This window comes from Peribacillus sp. B65 (genome assembly GCF_058513295.1).
In genome coordinates this window covers 1,385,011-1,405,758 of sequence record NZ_CP195840.1, presented here as the reverse complement: position 1 = coordinate 1,405,758, position 20,748 = coordinate 1,385,011, and the positions used below count along the sequence as shown (strand labels likewise).

The window sequence follows — 20,748 nt, the reverse complement described above, 5'->3', positions numbered from 1 at the left end:
CAGAACACCTTTTGATGATCAATTGGTAAATGTTTACTCATCAAAACGTTCTAGCAATTCAATAATGACTTTATATGTCGATGTTGTATCCATATAGGCATATCGACCTTTTCCGTTAAAAAAGTTACCTGTCTGTATGACCGGATAGCCCATTTCTTCTAACATCTTCATTTTAGCCTCCATGTCTTTAACGACAAAAGAGATATGGTGAACACCCTCACCATATGTTTCAAGATGGTCTTTCCACGTACTGGGTGATTCACCCGGCTCGATTAATTCAATTTGAATTAACGGCGTATCGATGAACATATATTTTGACTTACCTTCAGTGGGCTTCCCTTTGTAAATCACGTTTGTAATATCCGTTGAACCAGAATGGATGATTTGAGGTTTTTCAATCCCCAACAACTTACAATATGCTTCTGCAGCCGCATCGAGGTCTTTTACAACTAACGCAATCTGTTCCACTTTGTTAGTCCCTAATAGCGGCTGAACGCTAGCATCTTCTGGTCTTTCCCATTCCGTTTCTCTCGGCTCCGAACTTTCAAGCATTTCAATTAACGTTTTGTGATCATTTATTGTATCCACATATACATATCGGCCGTCACTTGAAGTGAATTCTCCCGTTTGCAAAGCTGGGTATCCACTTTTCTCCATGATTGGCAGCCTTTTTTGGATAGAGTCTACATCAAAAGCAATATGGTGAATCCCTTCACCTACTTCATCCAGGAACTCACGCATCGTTCCTGGATTTTTATCGGGTTCTATTAGTTCAAATTGGACGGTTGGTGTATTCAGAAAAGCCAGTTTGGATTGTGATTCCGTTGGTACACCTCTAAAGGTGACTTTCGAAACAGAACTGTCACCAGTTAGAAACGGTTCTGCCTTCTTAATGCCCAGCAATCTTGTGAAAGCTAGATTAGCAGCATCAATATCATTTACAACAAATGCGAGTTGATTAATAATCCTATTGCCCAATAGTGATTCAGCCATACCTATAAACCTTCTTCCGGTAGTTTATTTTGTTATGAACTCAACCTAATCCGCGAACTGACAATCCTCCATCACTGGAGATGACTTCGCCGGTGATGGCACGAGCAGCGTCAGATGCTAACAGGACATAAGCAGCTACATGATCTTCGGGCATCTGTGCAAGCTGAAGAGGGTTTCTTTTTTTAATGCTATTGGCCTTCGTTTCATTATCCACGATTTTAACGAATGGACGTAGGGGAGGAATGACCGATAATGCTGTCAGAGTGCCACCAGGCGCTACAGCATTCACCCTTATGTCAGGAGCAAGTTCAAAAGCAAGTTGGCGCATCAGCCCTATTTGGGCATGCTTGCTTGCTGTGTACCAAACCCCGCCGCCATCCGGATAGAAACTAGCACCGGATACGGTGAAAATAATATTGCCATTCGATTTTTGCAGTTCTTTAAGAGCGGCTTTAGCACCAAAGAAAGATCCTTTAACGTTAATATCGATCAGAAAATCAAATGCTTCTGAAAGTGCATCTGGCGTTACGTCGGCAAATTTTGCAAATCCATCAAAGACTCCTGCATTGGCAACGAAAACATCCAGCTTTCCAAATTGCTTGACAGTGGCCTGAACAGCCCTCTCATTGTCTTCATATTTACTTACATCACCTTGGTTAATGAGGATTTCTTCACCAAATTCCTCTTTCATTTTATTTAGCGTTTCTATCGAGCGTCCGATAATGCTGACTTTTGCCCCTTCTTGTATAAAACGTCTAGTGACAGCCTCTCCTATACCTGAATTGCCTCCAGTAATCAACACTACTTTATCCTTTAACGCCATTGCCATTGTAACCAGCCTCCTTGTTATCTCTTTTTATTCAAGTCAATATTATACGAAGATAGCAAGATTTCTGGTATTTATCGTTGATTGATCAACAATGAATATCCGTTTTGAAAGTTTCCATTTACCTTCTTCGAAAATGAATTCATCATTTCGTTCCCCTGAAATCAAATCATGCTGAATATCCGTGCTGCGGCTCCGATAGATAAGCAGATAGCTCTTGACGACTGCCTTTTCACCTTCAACATAGTCTTTAACGCGTACATTTGAGACAAAACGCCGTGTTCTTGATGGCGGTATTTCCGCCCATGCATAATCCGTTTTCAAACGATCCACTCGCAGTTTCAGCAGCTCAATATCATCATTAAATGTAAACATTTCCGTTGAATAATCCGGGCGTTCCACCCCTTCTTTATTAACACGTACAGGCATTTGATAGCGTAAGCTCGAGTGCATTAAATCGAACCAATCATCAAATTCAATATCATCCAATAATTGAGCTTCATCATACAGCCACTGTTCAAATTCACATTTGAGCAACATTTTCTCCACATTCATTTCCGTTCCCCCCTCCCACTTATCATTTCGTCATCAATTCAAGCCAGTATTTGTAAAAATTCCTTTGGCTCGCTTCAGTGAATTTATCATCGTATGCAACACCAGGTCCTATAAAATCAACTGGTTCACGATGAAGACCCATTGTATAATTGTAGGTTAGATTCTTTAGGAAAGGCATTGGGCCTTGGGCTGCTTCAGTAATATCCGTAAAAACTTCCGTATCATCCTGTTCAAAAATACCGGATGGACTAAAAGTCAAGATAAATGAATCTCTTGATCTATCTTTCCAATCTTGGGAGGCGTTCTTTTCCACGAGCATCCAAGCGATCACTTCCATTTTATTGTGACCGATTGGCCGCCACATCCTTATTGAAGTGTTGGAGATGAATTGGTCTTTGATTTTTGTATGGGATATTAAAAATGATAAGTTAGGGAAGACATTCCCAATCATATTCTTTAAGTTTGATAACACTCCATATTGTTCTTCAGACAAATTAGTTTTAAATTCATCTTTCAATTCTTCCGGGAAAGCGAAGTCAGGATTAGGTGTCCCTAAGTTTAGTCCATGCCCGTTATCCGTATGGATTTGAAAACCGCGCTTTGAATAGGTAGCATTGGGCACCATGCCCAGTTTTGCAATGGATCCGTGTGTGACCATCGTATGATAGGAATCACCAACAAAGTTATCGGAACCAACTTTCCAGTTGGAATTAACAACGAATCTTTGCGGGACCCCGATCACTTCCATTTCTGCACGTCCTACAAGGATATCCAAATACCATTTAATGTCTCCAAGAAACTCTTCAAGTGGCTCTGCATTTTCATTCCAAGTTCCAAATAAAAGACCTTTATAGGATTCAAGCTTCACTTTGTGGAGTCCCATTTCCGAGCGGTCAAGGTTCCCCCCATATATGTCTTTTTGTAATGGCACTCCTACGAGCTCACCAGTGTTTTTAAAATTAAACCCATGGTAAGGGCACGTAAATAATGACTTGTTCCCTTTATCTGCACGGCATAGTTTCATTCCGCGATGGGTGCACATATTATAAAACGCCCTGATTTCCCCTTCAGCATCACGAGTTATGATGAGCGAGTAGCCAGCAAGTTCACGGGTCATGAAGTCTCCTTTGTTCGGTACTTCAGATTCATGACCGATAAAAACCCATGTTTTCAAAAACACTTTTTCATGTTCTATATCATAAACTTTTGGGTCTCCAAGGAGGTATGCAGGTATAACGCCTTCCTCTGGTTTAACCGTTTCGTTCAAATAGTTAACAACTTGCTGTTTCGACATTTCTTCTAAGGATTTTTCAGTTTTAAGCATACTTTTTCTCTCCCTTCCAAGCTTTACATCATAATGCATTACCCGATTTGAACGCTCTTTTCCTTATTTTGCAGAGTCGCCAAAACACTTAATGCCGCTAGATAACTCGTTTTCGGATTATTAGGCATCGGATCATTTTCCACTTCCAGTTTCAGTTTCCCGAACGAACCTGACGCTTCTATCAGGTGATTGTTTTTTAACACATTTGGATCGGCAATGATTTTCACTTTCGTCTTTTCTGATCCAAGACCAGCCATAGACAGCACAATCGCAACATTAATGTTTCTCGGAAACTGTTTTATCGCTTCTGCAGCAGATCCTTCAAATAATAACGTTTCTTCTGTCACTGAAGACCCTGCGGGCAATGCGTTTGGCGGTTTTCTTGTGGTGATGCAAACAGATTCAAGGCCATTCACCGCTTTTGCCGATTTAAGTAAATCGAGACCTCCAATCGCACCAGACGGAAGGAGAATATTCACGTTATTCAATTTACAAATCTGGTTTGATTGTTCTTCAAAGGCAGAATTCGCCATAACGCCAATGCTGCTTAGCAAGAGATCCTTCCCGCTTTTAAGCACTTTCAATGCATACTCTTCAGCTGCTTCAATCGTTGCAGCCTCTATGATTAAATCTACATCGGATTCAAGAAGTTCGTCGACATCACCATATGACTGTGTCCTGAATTCTTCTGCTAGTTGTGAGGCAATTTCTTCACGGCGGGCATAAATCGCAACGATTCTCCCACCTGGAAGAAGCCCGTCGTTATTAATGGCCTGAAGCAGAAATTTTCCGATATTACCGCACCCTATTAAACCTAACTTCATGTAGTTTCATCCTTCCTCAATCAGCAAACCCGTATGAGTCCGCAAAGAATTCCAACCCGCAATGTCTTGTTTCCCGAGAAACACCGCTTTCTTTTAAGCCAGGGAAATCCAGGGCCAAGTCGCTGAAAACGGTATGATTATTATGGAAAACAGCACCAGCTTCAAGACGATCTGCCATTTCGACAGCGATATCTTCATTCTCGGTCCAAACAGATGCACGCAGCGCAAACTCACTATCATTCGCTAATTTTACAGCTTCATCAATATCTTTGAAAGGTAAAATTGGAATGATGGGCCCGAATTGTTCCACTCGAACCAATTCGCTCTGCTGATTGACGCCAGTAATAATGGAAGGAAGCATATAATAACCTTTATCCCAAGTTTCCGGATTCAGCTGGATGCCGGTTGTGATTATATTTCCTCCTGACTTAGCGGTACGTTCGATCAAGCTATTCACAAAGTCATATTGTGCTTTATTATTCAATGGACCCATAGTTACATCAGGCTGAATGCCATCACCGATTACCATCCGGCTAAACTCTTTGGTCAGCTTCTCCACAACTTCATCATAACGTGATTCTTGGACATACACTCTTTTTACAGCAGAACAGACCTGACCCGCAGCTCGTAAAATCCCCATCCTCAAACGTTTGATAGCCGCTTCATCCATATTGGCATCTTCCAAAATGATGGCAGGATCATTGCCGCCAAGTTCCATATATACTTTTTGCAGATTTCCAGATGATTTCTGCATGATATCTTTCCCGGTTTCCGTACTTCCGACAAACGCCAATGTCCGTACGCGTGAATCGGTACATAGTGTGTCGCCGATTGCTTTTCCAGATCCTGAGACTATATTGATGACTCCTGGAGGAAAATGTTCGGCAACTACTTTTAAACAGGTCATGATCGTTAAGGGACAATTCGTTGCAGGTTTTACGACAACGGCATTGCCTGCCAAAACAGCAGGTATGACCCTTTTAAAGGTTAATATCATCGGAGAATTCCATGGTGTGATTATTGCCGTGACACCTCTTGCCCTTCTTCGGATTTGGACTTTTTGTTTTCCTGGGAGGACTTCAGGCTTCCACCAATCAAGTAACTCTGCTGCACAGCCCTTCATGACTTCAACACAGCGCAATAAATCCTTTTTAGCTTCAACAAGTGTTTTGCCATTTTCACGTACAAACACTGTAACATTTTCCTCGATTACTTTTGAAAGCTCTTCTGCCGCAGTATTCATACGGGTTGCCCGTTCCCCGATATCAGAGCGGGACCACGTATCAAAAGCATTTTCCGCCGCTTCAATTGCGTCATTCACGATTTCTTCAGAGCATTTTGCCACCTGGCCAACTACTTCCGATGTATTTGCCGGATTCACTACATCGACTTTTTCCGGTAATTCTCTCCATTCTCCATTAACTAGATATTTTCCTGAAACAAATGGGTATGTCGAAATCATTCTCAATCCTCCTTATAGTTTTTTTGGCTTGAATACTTCTGCAGCTCCTGGCGGTCCGCCAAATGGCTTGGCCATTGGCCCCACAGCTTCCATATCAACAACGATCATTGAAGGTTTACGTCTTTCCTTAGCCTTTTTCAGTTCGGATATGAATTCATCTCCAGAACCAATACGCACCGCTTCAAAATGCATGGACTCAGCCAGTTTCACAAAATCAGGGCTCAATAAATCCACGGCTACCTGCCGGCCATATGCGGCTGTTTGAATATTGCGAAGAACCCCATAGCCTGAGTCATCGAATAATACGATGATAACTGGTAAGTTTTCTTCTGCTGCCGTAACCATTTCCCCGACGTTAACCATGAACCCACCATCTCCAGCCATAAGAACGACGGTTTTATCTTGACAACCCATTTGGGCACCGATTGCTGTTGGAAGACCTTGACCAATTCCTCCCCCTGATGCATGAATTGATGTTCTCGGTTCATAGATTTCAAATAAACGGCTGCCCCAAACGTTTGCCTGAACGGTTACATCACGGACTAGAATAGTATCGTCTGGTAATATATCCCTCATGCCATCCACAAATTGCTCATAAGGTCCAAGCGTTTCCCTGAGTTGGGCACGTACTTCATTTCTAAGCGAAAGAACTTTTTGTAAATAAGATGGCTCCGCATGAACTGAATGTTCTTCAAGCTTTTCAATGACGGCAGCAAGCATATCTTTTGCATCGCCAACCAATCCTAACGTGGCTTTATAGTTCCGGTTAATGGCCTGCCAATCCGCATCGATCGCTATATGTTCTTGTGGCACCGGAACTTTCCAGTTGGATGTTTCATTCCCCCTAAACCTAACACCTACGCTAATCAATAAATCTGCATTTTTTAAAAACTCTTTAGTTGTTTCATATGCCGCAAAATGTCCTATGCATTGTTCATGGTTTTCTGGAATCGAACCTTTTCCTGACTGACTGGTTATAACCGCTGCACCAAGGATTTCCGCTAATTTTTGCAGCTCTTGCGAAGCATTGGCACTGATGACTCCACCACCGGCCCATATCACAGGACGGCGTGCCCCCACCATTTTTTGCACAGCTTGTTCAGGAATGAATGGCAATGGATTTGTTTCAGATGTTGAAGCTCGTAGCCCTTCGAGTGAAAGATCTTCTATGATCGCCGATTGATAGTCGATGGGAATTTCCAATGTAACCGGGCCCGTTGGTGCAGTTAACGCTTCTTCGATTGCCTTCCTAACTACTGCTGCGGTTTGATCAGGGTTTCTAAGCCTCACTGCATTTTTACAAGCCCCGCTCATCATTGAAAGCTGGTCTTTACACTCATGTATGTACCCTTTGCCTGTACCAAGATAAGAAGAAGCCACCTCACCTGTAAGGTGAAGAAGGGGAACACCAGCTGCCCAAGCTTCCACCAAGGAACCAGCAGCATTTCCTGCCCCTGTTCCAGTACTGGTAATCACTACACCCAATTTCCCAGTGGCGCGGGCATATCCATCAGCCATGTTTACGGCACCGCTCTCACCGCGTGAACATATAAGTTTGATGCTCCCTTCTCTAAGAATTGCATCATAGATGGGCATATTGTGAATGCTGACAATCCCGAAAGCTGCTTCCACTCCTGCTTGAACAAGCTCCTTTACGATGGAATCGGCGGTCGTAAACTCTATTTCTTCTTTTATTTTCATCGCGTTATCCTACCTTTTTTAGTAATATATTTATAGTGCCTTTCCAATCGCTCCTGCCGTCTCAATCGTCGAACCCGCTACATAACTTGCTTTGTCTGAAGCAAGGAAAACAATGACACTGGCCACTTCTTCCGCTTCGCCTACGCGGCCGAGGGGGATATTCCGTTTTTTCGCAAGGTCCCCGTAATACTCTTCAGGGTCCATATCAGGCGCATTTTTCAATCTTCTTCGCTCCCATTGATCAGTCCGGATCAATCCAAGACTCACTGAATTGACCAATATATTGTCAAAGGCCAATTCCTGGGACAAGGTTTTGCTTAAATTAAGGAGGCCAGCCCTTGCTGCTGCAGTCGCTACCATATGACGTTCAGGTTCTTTAGCAAGCGTCGCATTAATATTAATAATCCGCCCTCCTCCCCTTTTCACTAAATGAGGATGCGAAGCACGAACTGCATATATGATGGCAAAGAACTTTAACTGAATCTGTTCTTCCCACTGCTCATCCGTTATGTCAAAAAAGTGACCCATCACGCTTTGACCGGCTGCATTCACCAATATATCGATTCCGCCAAACCTCTCAGCGGTACCATTAATGAAAGAATCCACATCCGATTTTGAGGTGACATCACATGTTGATGCAAAAATATCTGCCTTTTCACCAAATGAAAGTAATTGACTTTGTGCACTTTCCATACGCTCAGCGCTTCTGCCGCAAATAGCCACTTTCGCTCCTTCAGCTAAAAACATTTCTGCTGTTTTTAATCCCACGCCCGACGTGCCGCCCATAATGACAGCCACTTTTCCTTGCAATCCTAAATCCACTCTCTTCACTCCTTTTCAAAGCCATTTTCCTCAAATGCTGTCCTTTAATCTACAAGAAGCTAACTACGCGCAAGAATCATGGGAGGAAATCAAAATCCTCCTCATTTTTCCGCCATGACAGAACCATCTATATGAGAATCAACCCATCCTGGATCGGGATCTCCTCCCATTGCTTTGCGGGCTTCAGGTTTCGGCGGCCCTGCAATCCCCCACTGATCCATTAAATGCGGAACCCGTTTCCATACACGTGCTCTCCACTCAGATTCATCTTCGATCGTTTCCAGATAACATGTATACTCCATAACAAAACCGCCTGGGTCTTGAAAATAACAGAAAATATTGTCTCCAGGCCCATGACGTCCAGGTCCCCAAAGTTCTGACAAGCCCGCTTTTCGGACATTGCTTATTCCTCGCATCAGTTCATCCACGGAATCGACTTCGTATGCGATATGATTGACTGACGCATGCTCATCTTGATTGAAGGCAATGGAGTGATGCTTCCTGTTGCACCGCAGGAATGACATTTGGTGCTCACTCCAATCAGTAACTTTAAAACCGAGTACGTCCGTATAAAACTCAACGATCATATCTAAGTTCTTCGTGTTCATTACAACATGATTCAGTTTCACTGGATCGACATTTTTCTTGCTCCAAATAGACGTTTGCACTTCCACCCAAGCCGAGAGCTCAATCACGCGATTTTCCGGATCAATAAACCGCAGGCCATAACCTGCACCTGCTTCATCCAAATATCCAGGTGGTTCAATAATTCGAACGCCCTTCGATTGTAGAATCCCCGCTGCACGATCCACAGCATTTTTATCGACCATTCCAAAAGCTATATGGTGCAATCCTCGTTTTTCTCCCTTGTGAAGGCTTAAAATATGATGTTCCGGTCCAGCACCGCGGAAATAAACCGTATTCTCCTCTCCCGGAACATCCACTCTATCAAGTCCCCAAACCTTTTCATAAAACTCTGCTTGATCGTCGAAATTCGGAGTTATCATGCTTATATGTCGTAAATGAGTAATCCCAAGCATTTTTATACCTCCCATAATTTGGATTTACCTTTAGATAATTTGCATTGGCCATTATTTAACAATCTAATCGAAAAGGGCGCCTCATTAATTTTCATAATGCAGGTGCCCTTTTCGGCTAAATGATCAGTCCTTAATGATGGCTTCTCTTTCTTTAGAGCGTTGTTTACGCAGTTCTTCCAGTTCACTGCCTTCGGGATAAGTCGGTAAATTAGGCTTCACTGCCCCTAGCATCACGAGCATGCGTGCCTCTACATCCCCGTCATTCCTAATTCCGCGATAAACCCCAGGTGGGCTGCTGATGCAGTCTCTCGCACTTAATTTAATTTCATGCACTTCACTGTAGCTGTCCTCTTGAATTAGTGCCGTGACTTCACCCTCAAGAATGAAAAACACTTCTTCAACATCGTCGTGAAGATGCAAAGGACCGATACATCCCGGAGGAAGCACCATTGTACTTAAAGTGAAATGTTCACCTGCAATTACATTCGTATCGTTATTGGCAGTGGCACCACGTCCGATATATCTCATCTGTGCGCGTCTATAAGCGGGATCAATTTCTTCTTGGAACTTCAAGACATTCCAATCAAGAGTACGGTCTTTCAATCGGGCAACATATTTTTTTTCAAAATCCTTCACTGAGAAAGCTTCTTTTGTCATTTTAAAATTCCTCCTTATTTGTTGTTTCTAAACCCCAATATGTTTCATAAGCAAAACATTGTTTTGTCTATGAATTAAGTCTAAAATGAAACCGCTTCATTGTCAATGAGTTTTTAGAATATTTAAAACTATTTTTATAATCCGAACGTTCACCACTATAGGATAAACTTGTAACGATTTGCTTTTCTTAACACAAAAAAAGTGTGGATTTCCCTATTGGGAGATCCACACTTTCGAAAGAGGTTATTCACTTATTAATCGATTTTAAATCGTTCAGACATCTTCGTGTTGATAAGGCTTAACCCCGCTATATCCCATATAAACGGATAACTGACGAGAAACTTCCAACAGTTTCGGCAAGGCAATTTTATCGATGAAATCCTCTTGATAAGCAGATTCTGTTGCTACGACATTCAAGGCAGCCAATACTTTCCCAGTCCTATCAAAGATCGGGGCGGCAACGGAACGGATGCCAGGGTGGAATTCCCCGCTTGTCATCGAATAACCATTTTGCCGAATCGATTCCAGCTGTTTTTGAAATTCACCAGGCGCGGTGAGTGTTTTGTCTGTATAAGGAGTAAGGTTTGAGATTTTGAACATTTGCATGAGCAATTCTTTCGGTTGATATGCCAAAAGTAATTTTCCATTGGCCAAAGCATGTGCCGGCAGCCGCAAACCTATGTTCACATTGACAGCGGATACACCTCTGATCGGGGCACTTCCAACATAAACAACTTCCTGTCCATCCAAAATGGAAAGATGGCAGGAGGCTCCGATTTCATCACGCAAGGTCTCCATATAAGGTTGGACAATTTCCTGGAATTTCAAGCTATTCAAATAGCTGAATCCCAATTCAAGAACTTTAGGAGTTAAACTATAACGTTTGGTATGTTCATCCTGAGACAAGTAACCAATATTTTGTAATGTGAATAATAAACGATATGGTACTGTTCTGCTTACTCCGAGTTGTTTTGCTATTTCTGAAAGAGACAAGCTCGGCTGTACTTCATTAAAGAGCTTAATGATTTCCAAGCCCCTAACCAATGAATTAGCACTATATTTCTCTTTCTCTTTTTCTTCGCTTGCCATTCGAGTATTCCCCCCGTTGTGAATAAATCTCATTTTCTCCTGACTATAACCCAAGCTTTCTTCATACCTAGAAAGAAGAACTTGCAGTATATGTACATTTTTTTCTGATCGTTCATTTGGTGAATGTTTTGATGCATACTTCAATGGTTGCCTGTTTTCTTTAGCTTCCTTAACACACCTGGATCCTGCTGCAACTTAAATGGCCTATCTTCCCGTGTATAATGGAAAACCAGGAATTAGGAATCAATTTTTAAAATATGCTTGACTCACTATCAGGTCTGACCTGATTCAGTCACTACACAAGACACTGTCGGGACAGATATTGAAGATAGGATGTCCATTTGTTTTAAATTTGATATAGAGAAGGAAAATGACCAGTATCCTGACGTGAGCACTTGTGCTTCCCTAACTAGCCATAACATTTGGCGTCAGGAGTGCACTGCCCTCTGCTTTGCAAGTTCATCCGATCACATTTCGATGGATTGTAATCAAATCAGAAGTTTCCGTTTACTTTCCTTCATGTTAACAACAGCTGTCCAACGAGTCACATCAGATATAATCAACGCTTTCACCACTTCCGGAAAACGGCTATTAAAAGCCAAGAGCGATACCCGAGCTGGTGTCACCGTGTTTCCCAACACTGCAGGATAACAATTGCAATTCCTGATAATGAATCAGGCAGTACTCTAATTGGCAACCATTTCTACCTTACAATCCTTTACTCTTCATGTATAAATAGAATAGTGTATATGTGTCAATTAAAGCATATTTACATATATAAAACTATTTGGAATGCTCAGCGTAATTGACGTATCGAAAGACCAGCTCTTTGTTATACAACCAAATATAACCAATTATAAAAGTAAAAACAAATAAATTTTAATACATCGATATTCTTTGCCAACAAAATTTTCCATATTAAGTATTTCATATATAAAACAATATAAATGAATTATAGATTTTCCTGATTTTAAATTCAATATCAACAAGTCAGAATTTTTAATAATTTGATAATAATTTGTTTTTTGGACACAAAGTATTAGATTACTTCCATTTTAAGTACTTGCTTGATGGAGTTCCTACTCAATAGGATGAAACAGAGTTCGCCTTTGGACTGAAAGCGCTTATAAGATTATTTATTCTAAAAATAGAAAATTGTCAAAATATTAAATTGACAATCAAATTATTTTAATTTATCGTTAAGAAAGTAAAACTTTGTTTTCCTTACAAAACACACTATTCCTTTTTATCTATCAAAATTATAAAGAAAGGCGGGATATAGCTCTTAAATGAATAATCAAAACTAGTACCTTTCTAAAGGAAAACCGTAAAACACTTATTCTCAAATATAAGTATTTTGCGGAATGCTAAAGAGCGATAAGGAGATGGTATTATGTTAAATGGGCAAAAAAGATGGTTGTATATTGCCGTTCCAATTTTTTTCTTTTGGTTTTTCGGACAAATTGATAAGGTTGGCATTTCCATCATTCAAACAGATCCAGAATTCTTGCATGCACTAGGTATGACAGGCGATGACAAAAATGCAAAGATCGGTCTTCTATCTTTTGTATTCACCATTGCTTATGGAGTTTCAAATCTTTTTTGGGGCTTCATCATTGATAAATTAGGTGCACGAAAAACAGCCATCGCCGGTTTATTCGTTTGGACACTCACGATGATTATGTCAGGCCTGGCAAATTCATATGAAATATTTTTAATTAGCAGGATAATTCTTGGTTTTGGTGAAGGGATGATGATTCCGGTTTCCGGAAAGCTCATTTCTAACTGGTTTAATAAACGCGAATTGGGTAGGGCCCAGGCATCTTGGCTTACCGGAAACTATTTAGGACCGGCAATGGGAGCCGTATTTTTGGTGCTCGTGATATCTTTACTCCACTGGCAAGCAGCTTTCTTTATGCTTGCAGCATTCAACTTATTTATAAATATCCCGATGTTCATCTTTATGACGAGGAATACACCAGAAGAGCATCCCCGTATAAGTAAGGAGGAATTGGCTTTCATTCGCCAAACGGATGATGAAATGAAAGAAACCGCCCCCTCCGAGAACAAGAAGAGTTTCGCACAAGATTATCGTTTCTGGATCGTTTGGTTCGGCATGCTCGTATGCTCCTTCTTATTTTTCGGAATCAGCATTTGGCTTCCTACATACCTCATTGAAGCAAAAGGATTCGAAAAGGAAGGAATGTCGAGCATTACTTCTCTTTCCTGGCTATTCGCTCTAGGATTTGTCTTGGCATGCGGTTTTCTGGCTGACAAAACCAGACGTCCAAGTTTGATGGCCACGATTCTATTTTCATTGACGGCTGTCTTTTTGACGGTAGCTGTCTTCATCCCGAATCCTATTTTGGCCGGACTATGTATGGGACTGGCAATGGGATGTCAAGGCGGTGTGTTCCATTTAAGTAATATGCTCATGGTAAAATACTCAACACCTGAAACAGCAGGACGAGCCGCTGGTCTAATTGGATTCACGAATATCATGGGCGGCTTTTCGAGCTATATCATGGGATGGCTTCGTGACTTGTCTGGCGGGGACTTCAGTTCATCGATCGCCATGCTGATTTTTACAGCCTTCTTAGGTTTGGCAGCTTATTTATTCTCCATTAAGAGAGAATCCGCAGAACTGCGCTTATCACCTTTACCTGTACAAAAGATACAAGCATGAAGTCGTTGCAAAATCAGTTTTATGACCTAAATCAACAAAAAAACCCTTGAATTATCAAGGGCTTTTTTGTGCCTAAAATCAAGTCGGTACAATATCGTTCTTTTTGCATTTCCCGATAAATTCCACCGCTTATTCCGAATCAATCCTTTATTTGTATAAATATGTCGATAGTTAAAATATTCAAAAAATGATATTTTTTTGAATACCCATGTTATATTGTTAATGGAAAAAAATACTTGTCAAGTAAGGTGAGTGTGTGAATATAGAAGTTTTAATTCTCCATTATATTCAGGAAAAACGTCAAAAGCCTAACCATGCCAATGAATTATTGGATTATATTCAGAATGAATATGTAAACGGCAAGCTGTCAATCTTGCAATATAAAAGTCTCTGTCAGGACTTATATCTTCGAGGAGCCAAACAAACGTCACCCGGATGAAACTACACCCTTGTCAATAGTAAAAATAACTACGATTTTGAATGAATTTTATTACTGTTTTTTCTGCAACGACCTATCTTTAAGAGTACAGCCGGTCCTTTTCTCCCTCCCCAGTATGTTCATAACTAAATAAAGGCCTCCGTGATCTGTCACAACAAGACAGTTCACGGAGGTAAATGCTACATAATCAGGTTTTGCAAAAATTTTCTTTAATTATATGAATATATCGAAAATTAAAACCAAACCGAATGCCACGAAGGAAAGTAATGTTTCCATCACTGTCCATGTTTTGAAAGTTTCTTTAACGGTTAATCCCATGTATTCTTTTACTAACCAGAAACCGGCGTCATTAACATGGGAAAACATAAGTGAGCCTGCTCCCGTGGCAATAACGAGCAATTCTAGATTAACACCCGTCATATTGGCAACGACCGGTGAAACGATCCCTGCCGCCGTGGTCAAAGCGACGGTTGCAGAACCTGTGGCAACCCGGATTAATCCGGCCACAAGGAATGCAAGAACGATTGGGGACAAGGAAATTTCCTCTGACATGGAAGCGATTGCAGTCCCTACGCCACTATCAATTAAAATTTGCTTGAAGCCTCCGCCAGCACCGATAATAAGGATTATGGAAGCTAATGGCAATAAGCATTCTTCCGTCAACTTTTTAATTAGCGATTTGTCCATTCCCTGTCTGTAGCCCAAGAAATAGTAAGCTGCAAAACAGGAGATTAATAGGGCGATCACTGGACTTCCGATAAACAATAGGATTTTTTCAATGGAACCCGGTATCGGCAGATAGGGCGCCACTAAAGTTAAAACCATCAACAATACCGGCAATAGGATGATGAAGAACGAAACTCCAGTGCCTGGTAATCCACTTGTCTTTGTTTCCACCCGGATCAATTCCGGTTCTCCGACAGGAATAACCCTTTTATGAATCCATTTTGCGAATAGTGGTCCCGCAATAACAGCAGTCGGGAATGCAATGATCAATGAGTACAGAAGTACTTGTCCCATGTTAGCATTATAAATTCCAATAGCTGTCATGGCTCCAGGATGTGGAGGTACCAGCCCATGTACGATTGATAAGCCAGCAAGTACTGGAATACCAATTAACAAGATGTTCACTTTGGTAGATTTCCGAATGGAAATGACCAAAGGAAGCAATATTACTAAACCAACCTCGAAAAATACCGGAATGCCAATGATGAAACCAGATAAGAGCATGGCCCATGGCAGTTTTTTCACACCAAATTTATTAATGAAAAAGTCAGCAACCTGCATGCCAGCTCCAGAGTCGGACATCATCTTTCCTAAGATGGTACCCAATGCCAATATTCCAATAAGGTGACCAAGGACCGCTCCGACACCCGTTTCATAAGCCCCAACAATCTTGTCCATTGGCAGTCCGGAAAAAACCGCTAAAAATAAACTGGCTACAGTCAAGCTAATGAATGCATGCCATTTCCACCATGATACCCCCAAAATAACTATTACGATTGCTATCAGCGTGATTCCTAATAAATATAGATCCATATGTTCTCCCCATTCCCAAGAAATCGCTTACAATCAAACCAACCAATACAATAAATGGGATTATTGTACCGGCTCGTTATATGTCACAATGTAGTTCTGTTTAGCCGTGTTGTAATATCCTTCACTGTATTCCATAACATTTCCGTCCCCATCACTGGAAATCCGAATCCTCTTTAGTACTGGACTATTGTTTTCGATTTTCAGTGTTTCGCAAATGTGATCCGGAGCGATAGCAACGGCAAACTCATCTCTGAAAATTTCAAGTTTGACGTTTTGATCTTCCAAAAAGCGGTACAAAGAATTGATCTGGACCTCTTCTATTTCTTCTTGGTTTAAATCCAGTGAAACATAATGTGTAAAGTAAATATAAGGCTCATTGTCCAATAAATATATCCGTTCAATACTTAAGCAATGGTCACCAAATAAAGAATGCAGCTTAGAGTCTGAAGAAAGGTCAACATGACTTATGTTTAACACCTTTTTTAAAATGGAGTGCCCTTCCTCCACCAAAAGCTCTGTGAAACGCTTTCCTTTGGAAAGTTTGACAATCGAACCATTAGCTATGACTCTAGTGCCTTTGCCGCTTTTCTTTTCAACATACCCCTCTTGAACGAGTTCTTTGATTGCATTACGGACAGTGACCTTACTTACGTTAAATTCTTCTTCCAAAAGAGGCTCAGAGGGAATGTTTGTGTCGATGGCATAAACCCCATGTAAAATACGATCCTTTAATATTTCTTTTATCTGTAAATACATCGGTCCATTTTTTCTGTTCACATTCATTCCTAATCTCCTGCCTTTATCTCTTAATATCTTCCATTTTACCTTCCATTGCCGAGAGTATCTCCTTTTCGGTTGCCAAAGGAGTATCTCCAACGACAGTACATGCCAGCATTCCTGATACAGCCGCAAACCGAACTGTCTTTTCAGGGGAATATCCTAGCAATTCGCCATGCAGGATTCCGCTTGTGTAAGCATCGCCTGAACCTATTCTATCATATACGGAAAATGATAGGATATCGGAAAAGTAAAATGTCTCTTCTTTGTATATATACCCCCTCAGCGTATGGCTATTATCACTGTTGATTGAACGATGTGTCCCTGCTATCGATTGAATATTGAATTTCTTGGCCACTTCAGGGATCAACTCAATAAGCTGCTCTTCCCTTGTGGAGCCTTCTGACTTCATTCCTAAAATATATAGGGCGTCTTTCTCATTCATCATGACGATATCAGCCAAAGAAAGCATTTCTTCATAATGAGGCTTTGCGTCAGAATAACCTCCCTCCCATAAAGAGGGACGGTAATTGCAATCAAAACAGACTGTACCGCCTTTTTCTTTGACTTTTCCAGCCATCGCCTTCATACTTTCCCGTACATTTTCCGCCATTGCAAGCGTGATTCCGCAAAAATGGATGATATCCGTACTTTCCGAAATGATATCCATATCATAATCGGATAAGGTGGCTGTATTAAAACTGCTTTCCAGTCGATTGGAATATGTGACACGGCTCGCCCGCTGTCCAAATCCATTTTCCAAAAAGTACATCCCCATGTATTTGCCGCCTCTGGAGATGTAGCCCCTTCCAATTCCTAAGCGCTGCAAAGCTGAGATCGCTGAATCCCCGAGGGGGTTATCCGGTAACTTGGTCACAACATACCCATCATGTCCAAGCTTTGTCATCGCAGAAGCTACGTTTACTCCCGTGCCTGAAAAGGAGTATTGCAGAGTGTTAGCCTGTGATAGTAATTCATACCCTGGTACCTGCAAACGCATCATAACTTCCCCGAATGCCACAATCCTTTTAGGCATATTTTTCAACCAATTTTTTTGTTATGGCCAATAATTTCCGTACATCCTCATCATTCGTTTTACCAGTCTCTTCATCGATGATAGAAGAATATACATGGGGAATGACTTTAGGCACTTTTGCTTCTAATGCAATTTCTAAAATGGTCTCGAAATTATTTAAATCGATTCCACCTGTTGGTTCCAAAGCAAATCCCTCTTCACCACAAGCTTTTGCCACAGCACGATATTCATCTTCATTCTTCAGGCCTTTCATCGGAAAGTATTTTAATGCATTTCCTCCCATATCACGAACAAGCGCAATGGCAGCTTTTATAGGCACAATGGCAGTTTCACTTGCACCTGCACTTACTGGACCAGTGGAGATATTCACATAACCGACTTTCCCAGTTGGAGAAACAAGTGAATTTATCCAGCTATCCTTCTCACCTAAATTGGCCCTGGTGGCACCAACAGCCGGAAAAACCTGGTTAATATGACTACCTGGATAGTATTTTGCTATTTCTGCGACAACTGCTGCCTGTCTATTATCGCCCGCGCCCAATCCTATTGAAACGGCCTCATCAATGGCTTCTCCGTATTCTTTCATTGCTGTAACACCAGCTTCCACAGTTGGATAATCCTTTGAGAGTACACCCACCAATACATGGCCTTCCGCTGCTTCAAAGACTTCCGCTGCATTTTCTACACTATTTGCAAGTACATTTAAGGCTACACGATCATTCAATAACCGTTTGTTTATGTTTGTCATCCTTGTTTTCCTCCTAATATTGTTCTTAATTGTGCTTCAATGACATGTATATCATCACCTTGCAATGGACGCGGATCTATATCGAAAAAGCCTTGCCGAATCCCATAATCACGTGTATAAATGGCAATATCCCCATTTTTGAGCTGCTCGTTCACTTCTTTCGCCGTTATTTCCGTTATCAAAGGATCAATGGAAATGCGGGCTCTATAAATGGCACGGCCGGCTTCATCCTGTACTATCGTTACTTTTACGCCATCAATGGAGTCAAGTGATGTGAGAACTTGTAAACTAGCCTTTTCTTTTTCGCTATTATCTGTCTTGTCAAAATACTCATCCAATGCCTGAAGCAGCCCAAAGGTAGTTTCCTTTCCAACCTTCATGCTCCTTCCGATACAGTGCAGTTGAACCTTTACCCATTCGATATATTTTTTTCTGCCAGCAACGATACCTGATGTGGGTCCTTCGATGGCTTTTGATCCACTATAGATCGCCAAGTCGGAGAATTGTACATATTTTTCCAAATCCTCCTCAGCTGCTGCATCGACAATCAGAGGGATATTATTCGTTTTGGCCACTTCCCACGCTTCTTCGACCGATATCATATTTTTCTGAACAGCATGATGCGATTTCACATATAAAATGGCGGCAGTATTTTCATTTATGGCATCAGCAATATGCTCTGCCTTCCCTTCATTTGCATACCCAACTTCCACCAAATTTCCTCCACCAAGGTAAATCATGGTTTCAACCGGTGCACCATACTGAACGTTATGGCCTTTCAGCATGATGATTTCATTCTTTTGAATGAGATCTTGATGAAGCCTTTCACTTTTCCTTCTGTTTCCTTCAGTCACGATCGCCGCTACGGAAAGCGCAATTCCACTTGATGCTGAGTTTACGACGACCGCTGCTTCGGAATGAAGCAAATTCGCTATATGCTGGCCTGACTTATCGACTAAATCAGAAATTTCAACATAATTTTGCCCACCTTTTTTCATCGCGTCCATCACTGTGTCAGTTGGGGCAGAAACCCCCAATATGCTCATTCTTCCGCTTGCATTGATGACTCTTTTCAAACCGTATTTAGCGTTCAATGTATTCTCCATTTATAACCACTCCTTTTACAACAACTCTTTTTTCTGCCATCCTTTTTTCACCTTCGGAATCAACTAAAAGAGTCGGCTCATTCTCGATCGAGAATAAGGTCAAGTTCGCAATATCCCCAGTTGAAATCCTGCCAAGCTCTGGTTTATGCAACCAAGCTGCTGCATTGACCGTAACGGCATCTATTACTTCTTTTAATGGATAACCGAGGTACAAAAATTTTGTAAGCACATTTGCCATATTAAAAACTGGCCCATTCTCCCTGTTTTTACGATATATATCCGTACTGATCGTATTGAAACGGATCCCCCGCTTTTTTGCCATTTCGGCAGTTTTAAAAGAAAAGCTTGCCGTTCCATGACCTACATCCAAATGAACACCACGTTCAATCGCCTTACTTAACTCAGGCAGTGGCTCTTCTCTTACATCAAATAAATTATTCGCTTTACCATTTAAGAAATGTGTAATAATGTCCTTTTCCTCAAGTAAATCAAGGACTTCCTTAATATCAGGCGGCCCTGAACCGATATGAACCATTAATGGTAAACCAGTTTCAGCCGAAAACTTCCTAGCGATTTTTAATGGCTCGACACCATTTGGACCAACCACACTTTTACTTATTCTCGCTTTAAGTCCAACGATAAACTCCCCGTACTTGGAAATTGCCTTCCTTAATTCCCCTTCGTCCAGCCATGAAATATCCGATAACTCATCAATCCTTTTCAAACCTATCCGCGAAATATTCAGAAAGGCGAAAACATTCGTTTTGGAATTTTCACAACTGATAACTAGATCAGATATCCTATCTGCCCCCGTGCTTCCCGCATCGATGACCGTTGTTACACCAGTTTTAAATCCAATCTCATCAACCTCATCACCATAAGGATCGAATTCCGGGAAAGCATGTACATGCATATCAATCCATCCGCTCGAAACATAAACTTTTTGATCATAATCTATTATCTTATTGCCTGTTGCAGTTCCGGGAAGTGCGATTTCTTTAATCATCCCATTTTCCAGTATGATATCCGCTGCATTTCCCTCTAACATCTTTACATTCTTCAGAACTAACGTATCTGTCATTTCCCTCATCCTTTTCGATACTTCCTACCGATTGCAAGCACTT

Annotated in this window: 20 protein-coding genes; 2 read left to right on the top strand and 18 right to left on the bottom strand. The window is 41.3% G+C overall.

What is annotated here, in order from left to right; translation table 11 throughout:
- Window positions 1–33: 33 nt before the first annotated feature.
- From ACSR9O_RS06845 to ACSR9O_RS06790, 12 genes are all read right to left on the bottom strand, one after another.
- Entirely contained in the window at window positions 34–993 is a 960-nt protein-coding gene (locus ACSR9O_RS06845; RefSeq protein WP_491724180.1) for a VOC family protein, read from the bottom strand.
- Window positions 994–1,033: 40 nt separating this feature from the next.
- Window positions 1,034–1,822 (bottom strand): SDR family NAD(P)-dependent oxidoreductase, encoded by a 789-nt coding sequence (locus ACSR9O_RS06840; protein WP_230176370.1) that lies wholly within the window; start codon window positions 1,820–1,822, stop codon window positions 1,034–1,036.
- Between the two features lie 42 nt (window positions 1,823–1,864).
- Window positions 1,865–2,374: an aromatic-ring-hydroxylating dioxygenase subunit beta gene (locus tag ACSR9O_RS06835; RefSeq protein ID WP_076371322.1), complete on the bottom strand. Its 510-nt coding sequence runs from the start codon at window positions 2,372–2,374 to the stop codon at window positions 1,865–1,867.
- A 22-nt stretch (window positions 2,375–2,396) separates the two neighbouring features.
- A complete protein-coding gene (locus ACSR9O_RS06830; RefSeq protein ID WP_491724179.1) occupies window positions 2,397–3,698 on the bottom strand; it encodes an aromatic ring-hydroxylating oxygenase subunit alpha in 1,302 nt (433 codons plus the stop codon).
- A 38-nt stretch (window positions 3,699–3,736) separates the two neighbouring features.
- Complete coding sequence (gene nadX / locus ACSR9O_RS06825) at window positions 3,737–4,522, bottom strand: aspartate dehydrogenase (RefSeq protein ID WP_491724178.1); 786 nt, start codon at window positions 4,520–4,522, stop codon at window positions 3,737–3,739.
- A 16-nt stretch (window positions 4,523–4,538) separates the two neighbouring features.
- Window positions 4,539–5,984, bottom strand: coding sequence for an aldehyde dehydrogenase family protein (locus tag ACSR9O_RS06820; protein ID WP_101221935.1), 1,446 nt, complete (start codon window positions 5,982–5,984; stop codon window positions 4,539–4,541).
- Window positions 5,985–5,996: 12 nt separating this feature from the next.
- On the bottom strand, window positions 5,997–7,685 hold the full coding sequence (locus ACSR9O_RS06815) for a thiamine pyrophosphate-binding protein (RefSeq protein WP_491724177.1): 1,689 nt from the start codon (window positions 7,683–7,685) through the stop codon (window positions 5,997–5,999).
- 30 nt (window positions 7,686–7,715) lie between these two features.
- A complete protein-coding gene (locus tag ACSR9O_RS06810) occupies window positions 7,716–8,507 on the bottom strand; it encodes an SDR family oxidoreductase (protein ID WP_101221933.1) in 792 nt (263 codons plus the stop codon).
- Between the two features lie 101 nt (window positions 8,508–8,608).
- A complete protein-coding gene (locus tag ACSR9O_RS06805; RefSeq protein WP_434169474.1) occupies window positions 8,609–9,547 on the bottom strand; it encodes a VOC family protein in 939 nt (312 codons plus the stop codon).
- Window positions 9,548–9,670: 123 nt separating this feature from the next.
- Window positions 9,671–10,204 carry a cupin domain-containing protein gene (locus tag ACSR9O_RS06800; RefSeq protein WP_260357540.1) on the bottom strand — a complete coding sequence of 178 codons (534 nt, stop codon included), beginning with the start codon at window positions 10,202–10,204 and terminating at the stop codon, window positions 9,671–9,673.
- Between the two features lie 273 nt (window positions 10,205–10,477).
- A complete protein-coding gene (locus tag ACSR9O_RS06795) occupies window positions 10,478–11,293 on the bottom strand; it encodes an IclR family transcriptional regulator (RefSeq protein ID WP_101221931.1) in 816 nt (271 codons plus the stop codon).
- A gap of 488 nt (window positions 11,294–11,781) precedes the next feature.
- On the bottom strand, window positions 11,782–11,934 hold the full coding sequence (locus tag ACSR9O_RS06790) for a hypothetical protein (RefSeq protein WP_491724176.1): 153 nt from the start codon (window positions 11,932–11,934) through the stop codon (window positions 11,782–11,784).
- A 752-nt stretch (window positions 11,935–12,686) separates the two neighbouring features.
- Here ACSR9O_RS06790 and ACSR9O_RS06785 point away from each other — a divergent pair.
- Together ACSR9O_RS06785 and yppF are read left to right on the top strand one after the other, a co-directional pair.
- Window positions 12,687–13,979, top strand: coding sequence for an MFS transporter (locus tag ACSR9O_RS06785; protein WP_101221930.1), 1,293 nt, complete (start codon window positions 12,687–12,689; stop codon window positions 13,977–13,979).
- Window positions 13,980–14,235: 256 nt separating this feature from the next.
- Entirely contained in the window at window positions 14,236–14,418 is a 183-nt protein-coding gene (gene yppF, locus ACSR9O_RS06780; RefSeq protein WP_101221929.1) for a YppF family protein, read from the top strand.
- Between the two features lie 213 nt (window positions 14,419–14,631).
- On the opposite strand, the gene ACSR9O_RS06775 is transcribed toward yppF, so the two are convergent.
- The 6 genes from ACSR9O_RS06775 to ACSR9O_RS06750 are packed head-to-tail and all read right to left on the bottom strand — an operon-like array spanning window position 14,632 to window position 20,705.
- Window positions 14,632–15,957: a GntT/GntP/DsdX family permease gene (locus ACSR9O_RS06775; protein ID WP_101221928.1), complete on the bottom strand. Its 1,326-nt coding sequence runs from the start codon at window positions 15,955–15,957 to the stop codon at window positions 14,632–14,634.
- Window positions 15,958–16,017: 60 nt separating this feature from the next.
- Entirely contained in the window at window positions 16,018–16,740 is a 723-nt protein-coding gene (locus ACSR9O_RS06770) for a GntR family transcriptional regulator (RefSeq protein WP_101221927.1), read from the bottom strand.
- 16 nt (window positions 16,741–16,756) lie between these two features.
- Complete coding sequence (locus ACSR9O_RS06765) at window positions 16,757–17,770, bottom strand: sugar kinase (RefSeq protein WP_491724175.1); 1,014 nt, start codon at window positions 17,768–17,770, stop codon at window positions 16,757–16,759.
- Window positions 17,763–18,518 carry a 2-dehydro-3-deoxy-phosphogluconate aldolase gene (gene dagF / locus ACSR9O_RS06760; protein WP_491724174.1) on the bottom strand — a complete coding sequence of 252 codons (756 nt, stop codon included), beginning with the start codon at window positions 18,516–18,518 and terminating at the stop codon, window positions 17,763–17,765. The genes ACSR9O_RS06765 and dagF overlap by 8 nt, the downstream gene beginning before the upstream one ends.
- Window positions 18,515–19,624, bottom strand: a complete 1,110-nt coding sequence (locus ACSR9O_RS06755; RefSeq protein ID WP_491724173.1) for a DgaE family pyridoxal phosphate-dependent ammonia lyase — start codon at window positions 19,622–19,624, stop codon at window positions 18,515–18,517. The genes dagF and ACSR9O_RS06755 overlap by 4 nt, the downstream gene beginning before the upstream one ends.
- Complete coding sequence (locus tag ACSR9O_RS06750) at window positions 19,602–20,705, bottom strand: amidohydrolase/deacetylase family metallohydrolase (protein ID WP_491724172.1); 1,104 nt, start codon at window positions 20,703–20,705, stop codon at window positions 19,602–19,604. The genes ACSR9O_RS06755 and ACSR9O_RS06750 overlap by 23 nt, the downstream gene beginning before the upstream one ends.
- Window positions 20,706–20,748: the final 43 nt, after the last annotated feature.

Bases quoted from the DNA above. Each gene is read 5' to 3' on its own strand.
- ACSR9O_RS06845 (WP_491724180.1), bottom strand. From the start codon at position 993: ATGGCTGAATCACTATTGGGCAATAGGATTATTAATCAACTCGCATTT.
- ACSR9O_RS06840 (WP_230176370.1), bottom strand. From the start codon at position 1,822: ATGGCAATGGCGTTAAAGGATAAAGTAGTGTTGATTACTGGAGGCAAT.
- ACSR9O_RS06835 (WP_076371322.1), bottom strand. From the start codon at position 2,374: ATGAATGTGGAGAAAATGTTGCTCAAATGTGAATTTGAACAGTGGCTG.
- ACSR9O_RS06830 (WP_491724179.1), bottom strand. From the start codon at position 3,698: ATGCTTAAAACTGAAAAATCCTTAGAAGAAATGTCGAAACAGCAAGTT.
- nadX (WP_491724178.1), bottom strand. From the start codon at position 4,522: ATGAAGTTAGGTTTAATAGGGTGCGGTAATATCGGAAAATTTCTGCTT.
- ACSR9O_RS06820 (WP_101221935.1), bottom strand. From the start codon at position 5,984: ATGATTTCGACATACCCATTTGTTTCAGGAAAATATCTAGTTAATGGA.
- ACSR9O_RS06815 (WP_491724177.1), bottom strand. From the start codon at position 7,685: ATGAAAATAAAAGAAGAAATAGAGTTTACGACCGCCGATTCCATCGTA.
- ACSR9O_RS06805 (WP_434169474.1), bottom strand. From the start codon at position 9,547: ATGCTTGGGATTACTCATTTACGACATATAAGCATGATAACTCCGAAT.
- ACSR9O_RS06800 (WP_260357540.1), bottom strand. From the start codon at position 10,204: ATGACAAAAGAAGCTTTCTCAGTGAAGGATTTTGAAAAAAAATATGTT.
- ACSR9O_RS06795 (WP_101221931.1), bottom strand. From the start codon at position 11,293: ATGGCAAGCGAAGAAAAAGAGAAAGAGAAATATAGTGCTAATTCATTG.
- ACSR9O_RS06785 (WP_101221930.1), top strand. From the start codon at position 12,687: ATGTTAAATGGGCAAAAAAGATGGTTGTATATTGCCGTTCCAATTTTT.
- ACSR9O_RS06775 (WP_101221928.1), bottom strand. From the start codon at position 15,957: ATGGATCTATATTTATTAGGAATCACGCTGATAGCAATCGTAATAGTT.
- ACSR9O_RS06770 (WP_101221927.1), bottom strand. From the start codon at position 16,740: ATGAATGTGAACAGAAAAAATGGACCGATGTATTTACAGATAAAAGAA.
- ACSR9O_RS06765 (WP_491724175.1), bottom strand. From the start codon at position 17,770: ATGCCTAAAAGGATTGTGGCATTCGGGGAAGTTATGATGCGTTTGCAG.
- dagF (WP_491724174.1), bottom strand. From the start codon at position 18,518: ATGACAAACATAAACAAACGGTTATTGAATGATCGTGTAGCCTTAAAT.
- ACSR9O_RS06755 (WP_491724173.1), bottom strand. From the start codon at position 19,624: ATGGAGAATACATTGAACGCTAAATACGGTTTGAAAAGAGTCATCAAT.
- ACSR9O_RS06750 (WP_491724172.1), bottom strand. From the start codon at position 20,705: ATGACAGATACGTTAGTTCTGAAGAATGTAAAGATGTTAGAGGGAAAT.